We start from the raw sequence: 18,259 nt of genomic DNA on the forward strand, positions 1-18,259 counted from the left end.
TCGCTGCGCTCGCGATGACGGCGCCGAGCCCGCTATGGTGGCGCGAAGCCGACCACCGGCCTTCCCGGAGACGACACGATGGACAACCGCAACGCCGTGTGGCGCCACGTCGACGCGCAGTCGGAGCGACTGATCGCCCTGTCCGAGCGGGTCTGGGGCATGCCGGAGGTCTGCTACACGGAAGAGCGCTCCTGCGCCGAGCACGTCGCCGAGCTGCGCCACCAGGGCTTCCGGGTCACGGAAGCGGTCGCCGGCATCCCCACCGCCGTGATGGGCGAGGCCGGGGACGGCGGGCCGGTCATCGCCTTCTTGGGCGAGTACGACGCCCTCCCGGGCCTGTCGCAGGAGGCGGGCGTCGCCGAGCACCGGCCGGTGGAGGCGGGCGGCCACGGCCACGGCTGCGGGCACAACCTCCTCGGCTCGGCCGCGCTGCTCGCCGCCACCGCCCTGAAGGACTGGCTCGCCGAGACCGGCACGCCCGGCCGCGTGCGCTACTACGGCTGTCCCGCGGAGGAAGGCGGCGCCGCCAAGGCGTTCATGGTCCGCGCCGGCGCTTTCGCGGATGCCGACATCGCGATCACCTGGCATCCGGGCAGCTTCTGGGAGGTGGCGCCGCCGGTGGCGCTCGCCAACACCCGGGCCGACTTCGTCTTCACCGGCCGCACCGCCCACGCGGCGGCCGCGCCCCATCTCGGGCGCTCGGCGCTGGACGCGGTCGAGCTGATGAGCGTCGGCGTGAACTACATGCGCGAGCACATGCCGTCCGACGCGCGGGTGCATTACGCCTATCTCGACGCCGGCGGCATCGCGCCGAACGTCGTTCAGGCCGGCGCGACGGTGCGCTACTCGATCCGGGCCCGCGACCTGCCGGGCATGCTGGCGCTGGTCGAGCGGGTGAAGAAGATCGCCGAGGGCGCCGCCCTGATGACCGAGACCGCCGTCGAGGTGCGGATCGTCAGCGCGGTGTCGAACCTGCTGGGCAACGATCCCCTGGAGCGGGCGCTGCACGGCGTGATGGAGGAGCTCGGACCGCCGCATTTCGACGAAGCCGACCGGGCCTTCGCCGGCAAGATCCGGGCGACGCTCACCGACGGCGACATCGATGCCGTGTTCCGCGCCATCGGGATGCCCCGCACCGAGGCACCGCTCGCCGATTTCCTCGTGCCCCTCGACGCGCCGCGCAACCCGGCGGTGGGCTCCACCGACGTCGGCGACGTCAGCTGGGTCGTGCCGACCGTCCAGGCCCACGCGCCCACGGTGGCGATCGGCACGCCGTTCCACACCTGGCAGGTGGTGGCGCAGGGCAAGACCCCGGCGGCTCACAAGGCGATGGTGCAGGTCGCCAAGGCGATGGCCGCGACCGGCGCCCGGGCGGTGACCGACGCGGCCCTGCGCGACGCCGCCAAGGCGGACCTCGCCTGCCGGGTCGGCGCGGCGGGCTACGTCTCGCCGCTGCCGCCGGAGGTCGAGCCGCCCCTCGGCATGTCGCTGGGGCGCTGACGGGGTGGCGGCTCAGAGTGTCCGGGCGCGGAGCGCCGTCACGACGATCTCGGCCAGGATGACGACGCCGAAGATCGCGGCGAGCACCACGGCAACCTGGTCCCAGTAGAGCAGGTTCAGGGCGGTATCGAGCGCGACGCCGATGCCGCCCGCGCCGACCAGCCCCAGCACGGCGGATTCGCGGATGTTGATGTCCCAGCGGAACAGCGCGATCGACCAGAAGGCCGGCTTCACCTGCGGCCAGTAGCCGAGCAGCAGCGTCGACATCCGGCCGGCGCCCGCGGCCTGCAGGGCCTCGATCGAGCCGTGATTGGCCTCCTCCAGCGCCTCGGCGAACAGCTTGCCGGTGAAGCCGACGGAGCGGAGCGCGATCGCCAGGGTCCCGGCGAGCGGCCCCGGTCCGAACACCGCCACGAACAGCAGCGCCCAGACCAGGGAATTCACCGAGCGCGAGGTCACGAACACGAACTTGGCGAAGAGGTTCAGCGCGCGGTTGGGCGTGACGTTGCGGGCCGCCATCAGCCCGATCGGCACCGCGATCGCGATGGCGATCAGGGTGCCGAGCGTCGCGATGTGGAGCGTCTCCACCAGCGCCCGCAGGGTCGGCCCGACGTAGCCGGCATCCATCGGCCACATCCGGCCGAACAGGTCGGCGAGCTGGTCGGGGGCGTCGTAGAGGAATTCCGGGATCACCTCGATGGTGCGCAGGCTCGCCACGAAGGCCGCCACCGCGCAGAGCGTGAAGGCGAGCCGCGCCAGTCGCTTCCACAGGGGGAAGCGCTGCCAGCGGCGCGGAGGGGCGGGAGCGGACGCGACGGCGACGCTCACTGGAACACCTTGCGGGCCCAGCCGGAGACGATCTCGGCCACCATGATCAGGGCGACGATGACGATCAGGATCGCCAGCACCACGTCGAAGTCGAAGCGCTGGTAGGCGGTGAACAGCGTCGCGCCGATGCCGCCGCCGCCGACGATGCCCACCATGGTCGAGTTCCGCAGGTTGGAATCGAGCTGGTAGGTGGCGAAGCCGATGAAGCGCGGCAGCACCTGTGGTTGCACGCCCATGATCAGGGTCGACAGGAAGCTGGCGCCGGTCGCCCGCACCGCCTCGACCTGCTTCAGGGAGATCTCCTCGATCGCCTCGGCGAACAGCTTGGCGATGAAGCCCACCGAGGCGACGATCAGCGCCATGACGCCGGCGAGCGCCCCGAACCCGATCGCCTTCACGAACAGGATCGCCACGATGATCGGGTGGAACGACCGGCAGAGCGCGATCAGGATGCGGGTCGGCCACGTCACCCAGGGCGGCATCAGGTTGCGGGCCGCCAGGAAGCCGATCGGCAGGGCGACCGCGATGCCGACCACCGTGGCGATCACGGCGATCTGCAGGCTCTCGAGGATCCCCGACTGGATCAGCTCCCAGCGGGAGAAGTTCGGCGGGAACATCCGGGCCAGGAATCGCTGCCCGTGGGCGAGGCCGCCGGCGAAGCGCTCGGGCGAGAAGCCGAGCTGGGTCGCCGCGTAGACCGCGTAGACGGCGAGGAGCGCCCAGCCGGCGCGGGCGGTCCAGTTGGGCCGGAACGCGACGCGGTCGGGGGAAGCGTCCGGGGAGGCCGGGCGGGCGGGCGCGCTCATTCGAGCCAGTTCTCGCCGCCGTAGATGCCGCGCAGGTCGGCCTCGCTCAGCCGGTCCGGCGGCCCGTCATAGACCACGTGCCCGCCCGACATGCCGACGACCCGGGCGGCGAAGCGCTGGGCGAGCGCCACGTTGTGGATGTTGACCACCACCGGTACGCCGCGCTCGGCCGCGAGCCGGGACAGGATCTCCATGATCTCGACGGAGCTCTTCGGGTCGAGGGACGAGGTCGGCTCGTCGGCGAGCACGATCTCGGGCTCCTGCATGATCGCCCGGGCGATGCCGACGCGCTGGCGCTGCCCGCCCGACAGGGCGTCGGCCCGGCGGGTGGCGAAGCCCGCTAGGCCGACCGCGTCGAGGAGGTCGAAGGCGCGGGCGACGTCCGCCTCCGGGAAGCGCCGCAGCCACGCGCGCCACGCCGGCACGTAGCCGAGGCGGCCGCAGAGCAGGTTCTCCATCACCGAGAGGCGCTCGACCAGATTGTACTCCTGGAACACCATCCCGATCCGGCGCCGCGCCCGGCGCAGGGCGGGGCCGGAGAGCCGGGCGAGGTCCTCCCCGCGGAACAGGATCTCCCCCGAGGTCGGCTGGACCAGCCGGTTGATGCAGCGGATCAGGGTGCTCTTGCCGGTGCCGGACGGCCCGATGATCGCCGTGAGCCCGGTGCCCGGCACCACGAGGTCGATACCCTTCAGGACCGGCTGGCCGGCCCGGTACGCCTTGGTCAGCCCGCGGATCACCAGGGCGCGGGGATCCTCCGCCCGGGGATCGCCCTCGGGTCCGGCCGCGACCGCGCGCGCCGCACTCCCCGCCGTCACCGCTTGCATCACGGTTTGGGTGCGCCCGCGGCCTTCTTGCGGACCGCCTCGGCCTCGCGGGCGGCCTCGCGCTCGTAAGCGACCTTGTTGTACGGCGTGCCCGATTCCTCCGCGACCTTGCGGACGATCGCCCAGTCCTTGAGGTAGGTGATCGGCGCGAACCGGTCGTCGCCCTCGAAATCCTTGACCATGTCGGGCGGGAACCGGAAATCGTAGAAGCACTGCTTCAGCTTCTCGGCGAGTTCCGGCTTCAGATCGTGGGCGTAGGCGAAGCCCGAGGTCGGGAACTTCTCGCTCGTGTAGATCACCCGGTAATCGTCGCCCTTGATCGTGCCGCGGGCGACCATCCGGTAGAACACGTCCGAGGCCACCGGGGCGGCGTCGTAGTCTCCGGTGCCGACGCCCAGCGCCGACTTGTCGTGGCCGCCCGAGTAGATGAGCTTGTAGTCCTCGCCGGGCTTCAGCCCCTGCTCGGGGAACAGCGCCTTGGGCGCGAGGTTGCCGGAATTCGACGACGGCGCCGTGTGGGCCACGCGCTTGCCCTTGAGGTCGGCCAGCGTCTTGTACGGGCTGCTCGCCTTGACCACGACGATGAGGTTGTAGCCCTCAGGCCCCTTCTCGGTGCCCTTGGCGGCGAACGGGACCGCGCCGGCCATGTTGACGGCGAAGCCGAGGGGCCCGGTCGAGAAGCCCGCCACCGTGAGCCGGCCGGAGCGCATCGCCTCGATCTCGGCCGAGTTCGACTGGACCGGGTAGTAGACGACGCGCTTGCCGGTGCACTGGCTCAGGTAGGTCGTGAACGGCTTGAACGAGTTCTCGTAGACCGCGGGGTCCTCCACCGGCGTGTAGGCGAAGACGATCACGCTCGGGTCGCGGGTCTTGGCCGGGACATCGGCGACGAGGTCCTTGTTGACGTCGCAGTAGGCGTCGTCGAGCTGGCCGCGATTGGGGCACTCGTCGGCCCTGAGGGGCGAGAGGGAACCGAAGCCGCAGAGCAGCGCCAGGGCTGCGCCATATCGGGCGATCGTCACGCGCTATCCTCCCTGCGGGGCCGTGCCTCGGGCCGGCGCCGTCATGTCCCCGCCCGGTCCGGGCCGAGCTTGAGCCGGCAAAGGTGTAGGCGCCGGCTGACGGGAGACGCAAGGCGCGGCATCGAGCGGAAGTTGAGGGAAGCGGCGCGCTGACAGGCCGCCGCGGCCGTCCGGGCGGCGGCCCGCGTCAGGGCGCGAGCCGCGTGAACACGTAGTCGTGGTCCCGGACATTCGCGCTGTGGCAGGCGAAGCAGGTCTCGTGCTGGGCCGCGTCCGCGGGCTTGCCGTCGACGAAGCGGCCGAACCCCCAGCCCCCCGTCGCCGCGTAGCGCCGCGAATCCTTCACCATGACCTGGACCGTCGTGGCGTCGCCGGGCACGAAGGCCGGGGCGAACTCCGCGGACGGCACCCGGGACCAGGCGCGCTTCACCAGCACCGTCCCGTCCGGGAACGGCAGGGTGCCGGACCGATAGGCGTCGAGCGCCCGCGCGTTGCCGACGACGGCGCGCAGCTCGTCGAGGGCCCCGGTCTCCTGCGCGACGCCGACGAGCTGCCAGTCGCGGTACCCGTCCGGGACGGTGACGCCGTAGATCGGCGAGGCCGACGGGGCGGTCCCGGGATCCACGGCGCGCGCCGCGGAGCCTTCCAGAAGCAGGCCGCCAGCGAGCAGGGCCGGCAGCGCGACAGCCAGGAACCGCATGGCAACCTCCGTCATCGTCTCGGGATGATCGTGTGTCCGGGGATGATCCGGCCGCGCCGGCGCGGTCAGGCCGCGGCCGCGTCGATCACGGCCTGCGCGAAGGCGCGCGGGGCCTCCTGCGGGAGGTTGTGGCCGATCCCACCGGTGATCAGCCGGTGCGCGTAGCGCCCGGTGAACTTGGCCGCGTAGCTGGCGGGGTCCGGATGCGGGGCGCCGTTCGCGTCGCCCTCCAGGGTGATGGTCGGCACGCCGATCGTGGGCGCCTGCGCGAGGCGGCTCTCCAGCGCGTCGTACCGGCGCTCGCCCTCGGCGAGGCCCATCCGCCAGCGGTAATTGTGGATGACGATGCTGACGTGATCCGGGTTGTCGAGGGCCGGGGCGCTCCGCGCGAAGGTGGCGTCGTCGAAGCGCCAGCGCGGCGAGGCGGTTTGCCAGATCAGCTTGGCGAAGTCGGCGCGGTAGGCCTCGTAGCCGGCCCGTCCCCGGCTGGTGGCGAAGTAGAATTGGTACCACCAGGACAGCTCGGCCCGCGGCGGCAGCGGCTTCTTGCCGACCTCTTGGTTGCCGATCAGGTAGCCGCTGACCGCCACCAGCGCCCGGCAGCGCTCCGGCCACAGCGCCGCGACGATGTCGGCCGTCCGCGCGCCCCAGTCGAAGCCGCCCAGGACGGCCTGGGGGATCTTCAGGGCGTCCATCAGGGCGATGACGTCCACCGCGAGTGCCGCCTGCTCGCCGTTCCGGACCGTGTCCGACGCCAGGAAGCGGGTGGTGCCGTAGCCGCGCAGGTACGGCACGATCACCCGGTGCCCGGTCGCCGCGAGGATCGGCACGACCTCCGCGAAGGCGTGGATGTCGTAGGGCCAGCCGTGAAGCAGGATGACCGCCGGTCCGTCGGCGGGACCGGCCTCGACGTAGCCGACGTCGAGCACGCCGGCCTCGACCTGCTTCAGGACGCCCGGCATGGCGCCGGGGACCGGGGCGCCGGGTGCCGGGGCACCCTGCGCCCGCGCGGTCCCGCCGAGGCCGAGCTCGGCGAGGGCGGCGGTGGCCACCGCGCTCTTCAGGAGGCGGCGGCGGCTCCAGGCGGCTGTGTCGGGATCGATCTCGCGGGCCATGGACGGCTCCCTCGTCGGAAAGACTTCGATGGAGCGAAACCTATCCCGATGCTCGACACCGCGCTTTGAGAGGGCCTTGAGGACACCTTCAGAGGCCCATGATTTATGCCCGCCCGGGCCCGTGCTAGAGCGCCCTCCGCCGCGGAGACCGGTTCGGTGAGCAGGGCGCGGAACGCGGACATGGCCCCGCCCAGGAACGCCCCGTGATCTACCGGTTCGGACCCTTCACCCTCGATGCCGCCCGGCGCGAGCTCAGCCGGGACGGCGCCGAGATCGCCGTCGAGCCGCAGGTCTTCGACCTCCTGCGGGTGCTGATCGAGCGGCGCGACCGGGTGGTCAGCCGCGACGACCTGCTGGAGGCGGTCTGGAACGGGCGCCTCGTCTCCGAGGCGACCCTCGGCAGCCGGATCAACGCGGCCCGGACGGCGATCGGCGACACCGGAGCCGATCAGCGCTGGATCCGGACGCTCCCGCGCAAGGGGGTGCGCTTCGTCGGCGCCGTGCGGGAGGCCGCATCGGAGGTCTCGCCCGGGATCGCTCCGGAAGACGCGGCGGAGCCGGGCGTCACGTGGCGCACCGGGCCGCGCCTGCCCGCGGTGGCGGTCCTGCCCTTCACCAACATGAGCGCGGATCCGGAGCAGGCCTACTTCGCCGACGGGATCACCGAGGAGATCATCACGGCGCTGTCCCGCGTCAGCGGCCTGTTCGTGATCGCGCGCAACTCGACCTTCACCTACCGGGGCGCGGCGATCGACGTGCGCCGGGTCGGGCAGGAGCTCGGCGTCGGCTACGTGGTCGCCGGCAGCGTGCGCCGCGGCGGGTCGCGCCTGCGGATCACCGGCCAGTTGGTCGATGCCGGGACCGGCGCCCATCTCTGGGCCGACAGCTTCGACGGCGGGCTCGACGACGTCTTCGCCCTGCAGGAGCGGGTCGCCGCGCGCGCCGCCGCCGCGATCGAGCCCACCCTCCAGCTGGCGGAGATCGGCCGGCTCGGCCGCGACGCGCCGGCCCATCCGGACGCCTACGACCGGCTGCTCCGGGCCAATGCCCGGCTGGCCGACTTCACCGCCGCCGGCATGGCGGCCGCGCTCGATCACCTGGACGAGGCCCTGGCGCTCGATCCGGGCTACGCACCGGCGATGGCCGCGGCGGCCTATTGCCGGGCGCAGTGCCATGTCCAGGGCTGGATCGCGCAGGGCGACGCGGAGCGTGCGGCGGCCGTGCGGCTGGCCTGGGGCGCGGTCGAGCGCGCGCCCGGGGACGCGCAGGTGCTGTGGATGGCGGCCTTCGCGGTCTGGAACATGTCGGAGACCGGGCGGGACCGGGCGCGCGACCTGTTCGGCCGCGCGCTGCTCGTCAACCCGAACTCGGCCCTGGCGCTCACCCTCGCGGGCTGGATCGAGACCATGTGCGGCCGCGCGGAGGCGGGGCGCGCCATGGTCGAGCGGGCGCTGCAGCTCAACCCGCGGGATCCGCGCGGCTGGCTGATGTCGGGCGTGATGGCGGTCGCGGCGGTCAGCGAGGCCGACTATCCCGAGGCGATCCGGTGGGCCGAGCGGGCGCTGGCGCAGAACCGGCGCTTCGCCGTCGCCCTGCGGGCGCTCGCCGTGGCCCATGTCGGGCTCGGCCAGCCGGAGCGCGCCCGGCAGGCGGTCGCCGAGCTCCTGGCGATCGAGCCCGGATTGACGGTCTCGGGCTTCCTGGCGCGGATCCCCTTCCCGGTCGCCGCCCTGGGGCAGCGATACGCGGCGGCGCTGGCCGAAGCCGGCCTGCCCGCCTGAGCGGGGCGCCGGTCAGGCCCCGTCCCGGTGAGGCCTCTTCCCGGTCAGGCCTCTTCCCGGTCAGGCCCCTTCGCGGTTCAGCCGGACGACGAGCTGATCGGCGAACTTGGCGGCGGCCACCGAAAGCGAGCGCCCGCGCAGCTGCGCCAGGACCAGCGTCATCGGGGTGAGGTCGCGGGTGTCGATCGGCCGGCTGTGCAGGCGCGGATCCTCCGGGATGCCGCTGGGCACCTGCAGGCTGACCACGTCCTCCCGCAGGGTGAGGTTGCGCAGGAACTCCAGCGAGCCCGACTCCACGACCGGCCGCAGCTCGACGCCCCGCCGGGCCAGCGCGTGCTCGATGTGGTGGCGGATGGCCAGCGATCGGTCGGGCAGCGCCAGGGCGTGCGCGAGACAGTCGCGCAGCCGCACCGGCCCGCTCTCCGCCGCCAGCGCGTGGCCCCGGCGCATCAGCGCGCACAGGGTCTGGTGGCCGGAATAGAGCGGGTGCAGCTCCGCCGAGGGCGGCGGCTGCAGGATCAGGGCGAGGTCGGCCTCGAAGGCCGCGAGCGCGGTGACCGCCTGGGCATGGTCGCGGACCTGCACGGTGAAGCCGACCTGCGGGAAGCGGGCGCGGTAGGCCTCGACCTCCTCAGGCACCACCTGGGTGACGAAGGCCTGGCTGCAGGCGAGCGCCACGTGACCCCGGCGCACCCCCGACAGATCGGCGATCTGCGACCGGACCCGGTCGAGGTCCGCCGCTTGGTCGCGGATGTGCCGCGCGAAGAGCTCGCCGGCCGCGTTGAGCCGCATGCCCTGCGGCAGGCGCTCGAAGATCGGCGTGCCGAGCTCGTATTCGAGATCCTGGATCTGCCGCGTCAGGGCCGAGGGCGTCAGATTCAGCCGCTCCGCAGCGCGCCGGATCGAGCCGGCGCGGGCGACTTCGGCGACGTAGGTGACGGTGCGCAGGTGCTTCACGCCCACACCCTGCCCGGCCGTTGCCCGCGAGGCAACAGCACGCTCAGAAAATAGCACTTCCTCGCAACAGGCGCCGCCCGTAGCGTCGGCACATCGGGACCCTTCAGGAGCCGTTCGATGATCCGCCGCCGCACCCTCCTGGCCGGTCTCGGGGCCGGCCTCGCCCTCGGACCCCTGGCCCGGGCCCGCGCCCAGGGCGCGCCCGTCACGATCCGGATGGGCTCGCTCAAACTGATCCACTCGATCGCGCCGAGCTTCTACGCGCGCTTCACCCCGCCCGGGGTGAACGTGGAGGTGGTGCCCTTCGAGAGCCCGACCGAGTGCAAGAACGCCGTGGTCACCAAGTCGGTGGATTTCGGCACCTTCGGCATCGCCGCCGCGACGCTGGGCGCCGCCGCCGGCGAGCCGCTCGTGGTGATCGCTTCCACCTGCAACCGCGGGATGGCGGTGATCGCCAAGAAGGGCTCCGACATCCACGCCATCAAGGACCTGCGCGGCAAGCGCGTCGCGATCTGGCCCGGCAGCACCCAGGAGGTCTTCGTCCTGGAGCGGATGCGCATGGAGGGCCTGTCCGTGAAGGACATCACCCCGGTGCGCGTCTCGTTCTCGGAGATGCACATCGCGCTCGCCCGCGGCGACGTCGACGCCTATGTCGGCGCCGAGCCGGGCCCCGGCGTCAGCCTCGCCTCGGGCGTCGGCCAGCTCGTCGAGTACCCCTACGGCACCGAGATGGGCGCGCTGAACATGGTGTTCGGCGCCCACCGCGACACGTTGGCCGAGCGGCCGGACCTCGTCCGGACCATGCTGGAGATCCACCGCAAGGCGACGGACTTCGCGGCCGGCGACCGCGACGCGATGATCGCCATGGCGGTGGCGAAGCTCGGGCAGAAGCGCGAGGCGCTCGAGCTCTCGGCCCCGAACGTCGAGCTGACCTGGCGCCTCGGGCCGAACGAGATCCGGCAGGCCGACGCCTACGCGCAGCACATGCTCGCGCTCAAGCAGATCAAGCGGCTGCCGGAGCCCGGCTTCATCGACACCCGCTTCGTCGACGCGCTGGGGCGGGCGTGAGCACCGGCATCGAGGCCGGCGCCCTGCCGGCGGCGGTGACGCCGGCGCCCGCCCGCCGGGCCGGATCCGGGCCCGGGCCCGGGCTCGCCCACCTGCGCCGGCTGGCGCTCGCCTGCGTGGTGCCGGCCGCGCTCGTCGCGGTCTGGCAGGTCACCACCGCGGGCCGGCCCTACAGCCTGATCCCGCCGCCCGCGGAGGTCTGGGCCGAGATGCGGGACCTCGCCGTCGGCGGCGTCAACGACGACGCCTTCAGCGGCACGCTCTGGACCCATCTCGCGGCCTCGCTGAGCCGGGTCTATGGCGGCTTCGCGCTGGCGGCCGCGGCCGCCCTGCCGCTCGGCCTGCTGATCGGCCGCGTGCCCCTGATCCGGGCGCTGCTCGACCCCGTCCTGCAGGTGCTGCGGCCCGTGCCGGTCACCGCATGGCTGCCGCTCGCCATGATCCTGTTCGGCCTGGGGCCGCGCTCGGCCTTCTTCCTCGTATTCCTCGGGGCGTTCTACCCGATCCTGGTCAACACCGTGTTCGGGGTCCGCTCGGTGGAGCCGCGCCTGTTCGAGGCGGCCGCGATGCTCGGCTGCACCGGGCCGGCGCAGTTCGTCCGCGTGGTGCTGCCGGCGGCGCTGCCGTCGATCTTCACCGGCCTGAGGCTGGGGCTGGGCTTCGCCTGGGTGGTGATCGTGGTCGGCGAGATGACCGGCGTCCAGACCGGCCTCGGCGCGATCATCATGGAGGCGCGCCAGCTCTCGCGCACCGAGATCGTGATCTGCGGCATGGCGGTGATCGGAGTCGCGGGCTTCGTCTCCGACTGGCTGGTCATGCAGCTCGGCCGCCGGCTGCTCGCCTGGAGCCCCACCCATGGCTGACCCCACGATCCCGATCCTCGACATGAGGGGGGTCTCCAAGACCTACGCGGCGGGCGGGCGCCGGACCGAGGCCCTGCGCGAGGCGAACCTCACGGTCGCCCGGGGCGAATTCGTCTGCCTGCTCGGCGCCTCGGGCTGCGGGAAGTCGACGCTGCTGCGGGTCGCCGCCGGCTTCGAGGCGCCGAGCGCCGGGGAAGCCCTGATGTGGGGCAAACCGATCGCCGGGCCGGGACCGAGCCGCGGCATGGTCTTCCAGGATTACGGCCTGTTCCCCTGGCTCAGCGTGCGCGACAATATCGGCTTCGGCCCGAAATCCCGCGGGCGGCCCGCCGCCGAGGTGCGCGACATCGCTGAGCGCTATGTCGCCCTGGTCGGCCTCCAGGCCTTCGCCGACGCCTACCCGCACCAGCTCTCGGGCGGGATGAAGCAGCGTGTCGCCATCGCCCGGGTGCTCGCCAACGAGGCCGAGGTCGTGCTGATGGACGAGCCCTTCGGGGCGCTCGACGCCATGACTCGCGAGCGCCTGCAGGACGAGCTGCTCGACCTCTGGTCGCGGACGGGGCTGACGATCCTGTTCGTCACCCACGCCATCGAGGAGGCGATCTTCCTCGCGGACCGCATCGTGATGATGTCGCCCGGCCCCGGCCGGATCGAGGCGATCCACCCGGTCGAGCTGCCGCGGCGGCGCGACGTGTCGAGCCCGGCCTTCAACGACCTGCGCCGGATGCTCGCGGCCCAGCTCCACAGCCACCACGCCCCGCGGGCCGCCGCCTGATGGACACCGCGCCCGACGATCCCCGCCGGCCCGAGAATCGCCTCGCCTACCGCGCCGCCGTGGACCGGCCGCGCCTGACCCTGCCCGGGGGCAAGCACGTCGCCGTCTGGCCGGTGGTCAACGTCGAGCACTGGCTGATCGATAACCCGATGCCGCGCCAGATCCTGGTGCCGCCGACCGCGGCCAGCCTGCTGCCGGACATCCCGAACTGGGCGTGGCACGAGTACGGGATGCGGGTCGGGTTCTGGCGCTTCCTCGAGGCGTTCGAGCGCCGCGGAATCCGCCCGACGCTGTCGATCAACGGCTCGGTCTGCACGGCCTATCCCCGCATTGCCGAGGCCGCCCACGCGGCCGGCTGGGAATTCATGGCCCACGGCTTCCACCAGGTCCCGACCCACAAGGTCGCGGACCAGCCCGAGATGATCGCCCGCACGATCGCCGCGATCACCGAGATCACGGGGCGCCCGCCGCGCGGCTGGCTGGGACCGGGCCTCACCGAGACCCTCGACACGCCCGACCACCTGCGCGCGGCCGGCCTCGCGTACGTCGGCGACTTCGTGGTCGACGACCGCCCCTGCCGGGTGGCGACGCGCACGGGCGACCTCGTCGCCCTCCCCTACTCGGTCGAGCTCAATGACATCCCGCTTCTGGCCATCCAGCACCATCGGGCCGACGAGTTCGTGGAGCGGGCGCTCGCCCATCTCGACCGGCTCGCCGCCGAGGCCGCCGGCGCCGGCCCGCTCGGCGGCGCCAAGGTGATGAGCTTCGCGATCCACCCCTACATCACCGGCGTCCCGCACCGGATCGGCCTGCTGGAGCGGCTGCTCGACGCCATCCTGGCGCGCAGCGACGCGGTGTTCATGCAGGGGACCGAGATCCTCGACTGGTACCGCGCCACCGGCGACGCGTCCTGAGCCGTCCGGCCGCGTCGGGCCCCGAGCGAGAAAAGCCGTCCGGTCCACCGCCGTATCCCGTCGCGCTCGCGAACCTGTTCCGCCGACCTGAGAACGAGGAGCCGCCGTGCCCCCCTTCCCGACGATCCCGCTCCTGCACGCGGCCTACGCCGACGGCCTCGACCCGCGCGCCGTCGTGGCCGAGGCCTACCGGCGGCTCGCCGCGGTCAGCGATCCCGGCATCTTCCTCGCGCTCGTCCCGGAAGCGGAGGCGCAGGAAGCCGCGGCGGCGCTCCCGCCCTTCGACCCCGCGGCGATGCCGCTCTGGGGTGTGCCCTTCGCCGTGAAGGACAACATCGACGTTGCCGGGCTGCCGACCACCGCTGCCTGCCCGGACTTCGCCCACACCCCCGCCGAGACCGCGCCCGCGGTGGCGCGTCTCCTCGCGGCCGGCGCGATCCTGATCGGCAAGACCAATCTCGACCAGTTCGCCACCGGGCTGGTCGGCCTGCGCACCCCCTACCCGGCCCCGCGCAACGCGATCGATCCGGCCTACGTGCCCGGCGGGTCCAGCAGCGGCTCGGCCGTGGCGGTGGCCCACGGGATCGTCGCCTTCGCCCTCGGCACCGACACCGCGGGCTCGGGCCGGGTGCCGGCCGCGCTCAACAACGTCGTCGGCCTGAAGCCCTCCCTGGGGGCGGTCTCCAGCCGCGGGATGCTGCCGGCCTGCCGGACCCTCGACACGCTCTCGGTCTTCGCCGGCACCGTCGCGGACGCCGACGCGGCCTTCCGGGTCATGCTGGGTCCGGACGGGGCCGATCCCTGGTCGCGGGCCCTGCCGGTGCCCGCGGCGCCCACCGGCCTCCCGCCGGGCCTGCGTCTCGGGCTCCCGGACGCGGCGAGCCTCCGTTTCGGCGGCGACAGGCTCTCGGAGGCGGCCTTCGCGGCGACGGTCGCCGATCTCGAAGCGCTCGCCGGGGCGGCGGCACCGGTGGATCTCGCGCCGATGTTCGCCGTCGCGGCCCTGCTCTACGACGGCCCGTGGGTCGCCGAGCGCTACGCGGCGATCCGCCCGGTGATGGAGACGCGCCCCGGGATCCTGCACCCGACGACGCGGGCGGTCATCGCCGCCGCCGAGCGCCACAGCGCGGCGGACGCCTTCGCGGGCCTCTACCGCCTCGCGGCGCTGCGCCGGGCCGCGGACGCGGTCTGGGACCGGATCGACGTCCTCGCCGTGCCGACCTACCCGCGCCCGCAGACCTGCGCGGCCCTGGCGGCCGACCCGATCGGGCCGAACAGCGAGCTCGGCACCTACACCAACTTCGTCAACCTGCTGGACTGGTGCGCCCTGGCGGTGCCGGGGCGGCCCCGCGCCGACGGCTTCCCCGCCGGGATCACCCTGCTGGCGCCGCGCGGCTCGGACGGGCTGCTCGCCGCCCTGGGCGCGCGCCTGCACGCGGCCTCGGCGCCGCGGATCGGCGCGGGCGCGACGCCGGTGCCGACGGTTCAGCCGGGGCCGGCCACGGCCGGACCGGACGCGATCGAGCTGGCGGTCGTCGGGGCGCATCTCTCGGGACTGCCCCTGAACCGCGAGCTGGCCGCGTGCGGCGCGCGCTTCCTGCGCGCGGTGCCGACGGCCCGGGATTACCGCCTCTACGCCCTGCCGGGCGGCCCGCCGCAGCGCCCGGGCCTGCTCCGGGTGGCCGCCGGCGAGGGTGCCGCCATCGAGACCGAGGTGTGGGCCCTGCCGCCCGCCGCGTTCGGACGCTTCGTCGCCGCCATCCCGGCGCCGCTCGGCATCGGCACGCTGCGGCTCGCCGACGGCACGGCGCCCAAGGGCTTCCTCGTCGAGCCGGCCGGCCTCGACGGGGCGGCCGACATCACGCGCTTCGGCGGCTGGCGCGCCTACCTGGCCGATCGCGCGGCCGCGTAGCCCAGCGTCCCCGGGACTGACATCGGCCTCCGATGGGAAACCGGTTCCGGTCCCTCCCGCGGCGACAGGGCGCCCGCGCCGCTGCTAGGCTGCCGGACGGTGGCGGAGGGCTCCGATGCGGCGATCGATCCTGTTCCTGGCGGCCTGCCTGCTGGCCGGCATCCCGCGGGTGGCCTCTGCCGAGCCCGCGCCGGACGGCGTCGCCGATCTCGGCAGCTACGCCGCCCGCGTGGAGGTTCACCCCTTCGAGAGCCTGACGCTGACCGACCGGCAGTTCCTCACCGGCACGTCCGAGGGAGCGAAGCCCGTCACGGTCGCGGGACTCCTGCGCGTCGCCAAGGCGGGGACGGAGCGCCTGCCGACCGTGATCCTGATGCACGGCTCCGGGGGCCTGGGCGGCAACATCGAGTTCTGGCAGCGGGCGCTGGCGGCGCGCGGGATCTCGACCTTCGCCATCGACGGCTTCACCGGGCGCGGCCTGACCAGCGTCAACACCGACCAGGGTCTCCTGGCGCGCACGAACCTGATCCTCGACATCTACCGGGCGCTGGGCGTGCTGGCCCGGCATCCGCGGGTCGACCCGGCGCGGATCGCCGTGATGGGCTTCTCGCGCGGCGGTCAGGCCGCGCTCTACGCGAGCCTCAAGCGCTTCGACGCGGCCTGGAACCGCTCCGGCGTCACGCCCGCCCTCTACCTGCCGGTCTATCCGGACTGCTCGATCCGGTTCCGCGACGACATCGCCGTCGTGGACCGGCCGATCCGGATGTTCGGGGGCAGCGGCGACGACTACAATCCCGCCGCGACCTGCGCCGCCTACGCGGAGCGTCTGAAAGCGGCTGGTTCCGATGTCGACCTGACCGTCTATCCCGGGGCGCAGCACGTCTTCGACAATCCGACCGGGCCGAGCCAGCCCGTGGTCGCCAAGGGCGCGCAGACCGTCCGCGCCTGCGCGATCCGCGAGGCGGCGGACGGCGTCCTCGTGGAGGGCGCGAACGCCGCGCCGTTCACCTACGCGGACCCGTGCGTGCAGCGCGACCCGCATATCGGCTCCGACGCCGCCGCGCGCGCCGCGGCCCTGGCGGGGGTGTCGGACGCCCTCGAGGCGGCCTTCCGGGCCCGGTGACCGACGCTGGCAGACCGGGGACAGCATTCCCTGTCTGAACATCGGCGATCCCGGTCGATCCGGGACCGCGCCCGGATCCGGCGCCAGCCAGCCCGCTCCAGATCCAGCGGATCGAGAGCGGACGGGCCGTCGACACGCGATGGCCACAAAGCCCAAACCTAATGCAAATTGTGACTCCATAAGTGCGGAACCGCCCAAAAAGGTGACTCTGCGCGGCACGGAATCCGGTGATCGTCGCGGCTGACTGCATTCGCTGAGACGATCGGATGTTCCCGTGCGCCACGTGACACGACCGATCATCGGCGGACCGAAATGTGAGTTCCCTCTCTCATGAGTATCCCTACCCCGCGTGTCGAGAGAGGTGATCGAGGGAATAATTTCGGCTCCCTCCGGATCGCATTCGCGTTGCTGGTCATAATCGGACACGCACCGGAACTCATTGACGGCGATCGCGGGCGCGACTTCCTGGTCCGGATGACCGGCAGCTTCTTCTCGGGAGACTTGGCCGTTGACGGCTTCTTCCTGATCAGCGGCTACCTGATCACGAAGAGCCTCCAGTCCTCACGCTCGCTGAAGACTTATCTATCCCGGCGCGTCGCGCGCATCTATCCGGGTTTCATAGCCGCGTTCATCGTCTCGATGCTGCTTTTCGGAAGCTTGGCGGGCGGGACGCTGAGCGACATTCCGGTCGTCAAGAGTGTCACGAAGCTCTTCATTCTCGGCTTGCCCGTCGTCCCCGGAGCGTTTGCCGGCCTGCCCCATCCAGACCTCAACGGGTCGATGTGGACGATCTCGTACGAGTTCCGCTGCTACTTGTTCGTGATCGGGATCGGCGCGCTCTCGACGTTTGCCGGACGGCGTTACTGCCTCTGGATCATCGTCGGGATCGGCGTCCTCTACGGCCTTCGTCACGCGATGCCGGATATACCGCACGGAAGTCCCATCTTCGGCAGTTCGAGCGCAACGATCCGACTGACCTTCATCTTCCTCGTGGGATCTGCGTTCTACATCTGGCGGGACGTCATTCGTCTGACGCACCGCGGAGCTCTTCTGGCGCTGATCGCGTGCACGGGGCTCCTGTTTGTCCCCCGTCTCGCGGAGCCGGCCTTCGCGATCTTCGGCGGATACCTGATCTTCTGGTATGCGCTGGCAACGCCGGCCAATCATCTGAGCCAGTGGGTCGACCGCACGGACCCGAGCTACGGCCTGTATCTCTACGCGTGGCCCACACAGAATCTCCTCATTCAGAAAATGCCCGGGATCACGCCGCTTTTATTGATCATCATGACCATTCCGATCGCTTTCTGCTTCGGGATCGCGAGTTGGCACTGTATCGAGCGGCGCTTCGTCCATCGGAATGAGGCGCGCCAGCCGAACGCCGGATATGCCGACCCGGATGTTCTGCTCCCAAGGCTCCGCTAGGAGACGGCCGTGCCGATGTCCCCGGTCACGCGTCAGGCACGATGCGCGGATCCGAGTGGGGCGTTGTTGCACCGGAAAGCGGCGCCGCGCGCGGGACAATCCCCATCGCGAAGCTGAGCCGAACTCTTTCCGGGGGCTCCGTCGTGGCGCCCCTGAGCGCTGGCTGAGCCGAGCCGCTCGATGGCGCGATGGCAGGGATCAACACCGAGCGTGATCGCGCGTGGAGCCCTCGGGTCATCCGAGTGAGACAACTCGGACCCGGTCGAAACCTCGAGAGGTAGACGAGCACCCGACGCCAAGCACGTCGACCGTGCCGGCGCCCTCCGCATGTGTGCAGTGCGTCATCCATCCCAGCAGACCACATCGCCTTCCCAGCTCCACGACCTGTGCCTCCCGGACGAGTGCTGATCCCGTGCCGAGCGAGGCCAGTACACGCATGTGTTTCGACACAGAGCCGGCCCATCGGGGCAGCTTTTGACCCGCCCGCCGCGCGCGGGCCCGTTCTCACCCAACATGAAATCGTCCGCCGCGATGTGCCGAACCTTTCTGCTTCGAGCAGAAGGAGAACTCGAATCCGTTCGGCACCTTCAAAAGTTCGGCCACATCCCGATTTTTAGGATTGTCCTACAGCAACGCAGCAGCCAAG

Annotated in this window: 16 protein-coding genes; 9 read left to right on the plus strand and 7 right to left on the minus strand. The window is 72.2% G+C overall.

The features are described from left to right. Positions 1 to 78 precede the first annotated feature (78 nt). Complete coding sequence (locus ACLBXO_RS09730) at positions 79 to 1,500, plus strand: M20 family metallopeptidase (RefSeq protein WP_447685250.1); 1,422 nt, start codon at positions 79 to 81, stop codon at positions 1,498 to 1,500. A gap of 12 nt (positions 1,501 to 1,512) precedes the next feature. Here ACLBXO_RS09730 and phnE (ACLBXO_RS09735) read toward each other — a convergent pair whose 3' ends face one another. From phnE (ACLBXO_RS09735) to ACLBXO_RS09760, 6 genes are all read right to left on the minus strand, one after another. Continuing rightward, positions 1,513 to 2,328, minus strand: coding sequence for a phosphonate ABC transporter, permease protein PhnE (phnE, locus tag ACLBXO_RS09735; protein ID WP_447685251.1), 816 nt, complete (start codon positions 2,326 to 2,328; stop codon positions 1,513 to 1,515). Continuing rightward, a complete protein-coding gene (phnE, locus tag ACLBXO_RS09740; protein ID WP_447685252.1) occupies positions 2,325 to 3,134 on the minus strand; it encodes a phosphonate ABC transporter, permease protein PhnE in 810 nt (269 codons plus the stop codon). Before phnE (ACLBXO_RS09740) ends, phnE (ACLBXO_RS09735) begins: the two co-directional genes overlap by 4 nt. Next, positions 3,131 to 3,961, minus strand: coding sequence for a phosphonate ABC transporter ATP-binding protein (gene phnC / locus ACLBXO_RS09745; protein ID WP_331313203.1), 831 nt, complete (start codon positions 3,959 to 3,961; stop codon positions 3,131 to 3,133). The genes phnE (ACLBXO_RS09740) and phnC overlap by 4 nt, the downstream gene beginning before the upstream one ends. After that, a complete protein-coding gene (phnD, locus tag ACLBXO_RS09750) occupies positions 3,961 to 4,983 on the minus strand; it encodes a phosphate/phosphite/phosphonate ABC transporter substrate-binding protein (RefSeq protein ID WP_447685253.1) in 1,023 nt (340 codons plus the stop codon). The genes phnC and phnD overlap by 1 nt, the downstream gene beginning before the upstream one ends. Before the next feature lie 187 nt (positions 4,984 to 5,170). Then, positions 5,171 to 5,683 carry a cytochrome P460 family protein gene (locus ACLBXO_RS09755; RefSeq protein WP_447685254.1) on the minus strand — a complete coding sequence of 171 codons (513 nt, stop codon included), beginning with the start codon at positions 5,681 to 5,683 and terminating at the stop codon, positions 5,171 to 5,173. Between the two features lie 65 nt (positions 5,684 to 5,748). Beyond that, positions 5,749 to 6,798 (minus strand): alpha/beta fold hydrolase, encoded by a 1,050-nt coding sequence (locus tag ACLBXO_RS09760; RefSeq protein WP_447685255.1) that lies wholly within the window; start codon positions 6,796 to 6,798, stop codon positions 5,749 to 5,751. Positions 6,799 to 7,001: 203 nt separating this feature from the next. Here ACLBXO_RS09760 and ACLBXO_RS09765 point away from each other — a divergent pair, with 203 nt between their 5' ends. Further along, complete coding sequence (locus ACLBXO_RS09765; RefSeq protein ID WP_447685256.1) at positions 7,002 to 8,579, plus strand: winged helix-turn-helix domain-containing protein; 1,578 nt, start codon at positions 7,002 to 7,004, stop codon at positions 8,577 to 8,579. Positions 8,580 to 8,639: 60 nt separating this feature from the next. Here ACLBXO_RS09765 and ACLBXO_RS09770 read toward each other — a convergent pair whose 3' ends face one another. Further along, a complete protein-coding gene (locus tag ACLBXO_RS09770) occupies positions 8,640 to 9,536 on the minus strand; it encodes a LysR family transcriptional regulator (RefSeq protein ID WP_287080272.1) in 897 nt (298 codons plus the stop codon). Positions 9,537 to 9,653: 117 nt separating this feature from the next. On the opposite strand from ACLBXO_RS09770, the gene ACLBXO_RS09775 reads away from it, so the two are divergent. The 7 genes from ACLBXO_RS09775 to ACLBXO_RS09805 all read left to right on the plus strand — a co-directional run bounded on the left by ACLBXO_RS09775 (position 9,654) and on the right by ACLBXO_RS09805 (position 17,613). After that, positions 9,654 to 10,604 carry an ABC transporter substrate-binding protein gene (locus tag ACLBXO_RS09775; protein ID WP_020091228.1) on the plus strand — a complete coding sequence of 317 codons (951 nt, stop codon included), beginning with the start codon at positions 9,654 to 9,656 and terminating at the stop codon, positions 10,602 to 10,604. Then, on the plus strand, positions 10,601 to 11,467 hold the full coding sequence (locus tag ACLBXO_RS09780) for an ABC transporter permease (protein WP_447685257.1): 867 nt from the start codon (positions 10,601 to 10,603) through the stop codon (positions 11,465 to 11,467). The genes ACLBXO_RS09775 and ACLBXO_RS09780 overlap by 4 nt, the downstream gene beginning before the upstream one ends. Next, positions 11,460 to 12,242 carry an ABC transporter ATP-binding protein gene (locus ACLBXO_RS09785; protein ID WP_331313197.1) on the plus strand — a complete coding sequence of 261 codons (783 nt, stop codon included), beginning with the start codon at positions 11,460 to 11,462 and terminating at the stop codon, positions 12,240 to 12,242. Before ACLBXO_RS09780 ends, ACLBXO_RS09785 begins: the two co-directional genes overlap by 8 nt. Next, complete coding sequence (locus ACLBXO_RS09790) at positions 12,242 to 13,156, plus strand: polysaccharide deacetylase family protein (protein ID WP_447685258.1); 915 nt, start codon at positions 12,242 to 12,244, stop codon at positions 13,154 to 13,156. The genes ACLBXO_RS09785 and ACLBXO_RS09790 overlap by 1 nt, the downstream gene beginning before the upstream one ends. Positions 13,157 to 13,262: 106 nt before the next feature. Beyond that, a complete protein-coding gene (atzF, locus tag ACLBXO_RS09795; protein WP_447685259.1) occupies positions 13,263 to 15,068 on the plus strand; it encodes an allophanate hydrolase in 1,806 nt (601 codons plus the stop codon). A 115-nt stretch (positions 15,069 to 15,183) separates the two neighbouring features. Next, on the plus strand, positions 15,184 to 16,191 hold the full coding sequence (locus ACLBXO_RS09800) for a dienelactone hydrolase family protein (RefSeq protein WP_331313195.1): 1,008 nt from the start codon (positions 15,184 to 15,186) through the stop codon (positions 16,189 to 16,191). Between the two features lie 330 nt (positions 16,192 to 16,521). Continuing rightward, on the plus strand, positions 16,522 to 17,613 hold the full coding sequence (locus ACLBXO_RS09805; RefSeq protein ID WP_447685260.1) for an acyltransferase family protein: 1,092 nt from the start codon (positions 16,522 to 16,524) through the stop codon (positions 17,611 to 17,613). Positions 17,614 to 18,259: the final 646 nt, after the last annotated feature.

Source organism: Methylobacterium sp. C33D (assembly GCF_053345825.1).

Bases quoted from the DNA above. Each gene is read 5' to 3' on its own strand.
- ACLBXO_RS09730 (WP_447685250.1), top strand. From the start codon at position 79: ATGGACAACCGCAACGCCGTGTGGCGCCACGTCGACGCGCAGTCGGAG.
- phnC (WP_331313203.1), bottom strand. From the start codon at position 3,961: ATGCAAGCGGTGACGGCGGGGAGTGCGGCGCGCGCGGTCGCGGCCGGA.
- ACLBXO_RS09790 (WP_447685258.1), top strand. From the start codon at position 12,242: ATGGACACCGCGCCCGACGATCCCCGCCGGCCCGAGAATCGCCTCGCC.
- ACLBXO_RS09775 (WP_020091228.1), top strand. From the start codon at position 9,654: ATGATCCGCCGCCGCACCCTCCTGGCCGGTCTCGGGGCCGGCCTCGCC.
- ACLBXO_RS09785 (WP_331313197.1), top strand. From the start codon at position 11,460: ATGGCTGACCCCACGATCCCGATCCTCGACATGAGGGGGGTCTCCAAG.
- ACLBXO_RS09760 (WP_447685255.1), bottom strand. From the start codon at position 6,798: ATGGCCCGCGAGATCGATCCCGACACAGCCGCCTGGAGCCGCCGCCGC.
- phnE (WP_447685252.1), bottom strand. From the start codon at position 3,134: ATGAGCGCGCCCGCCCGCCCGGCCTCCCCGGACGCTTCCCCCGACCGC.
- ACLBXO_RS09755 (WP_447685254.1), bottom strand. From the start codon at position 5,683: ATGCGGTTCCTGGCTGTCGCGCTGCCGGCCCTGCTCGCTGGCGGCCTG.
- ACLBXO_RS09805 (WP_447685260.1), top strand. From the start codon at position 16,522: ATGAGTATCCCTACCCCGCGTGTCGAGAGAGGTGATCGAGGGAATAAT.
- ACLBXO_RS09800 (WP_331313195.1), top strand. From the start codon at position 15,184: ATGCGGCGATCGATCCTGTTCCTGGCGGCCTGCCTGCTGGCCGGCATC.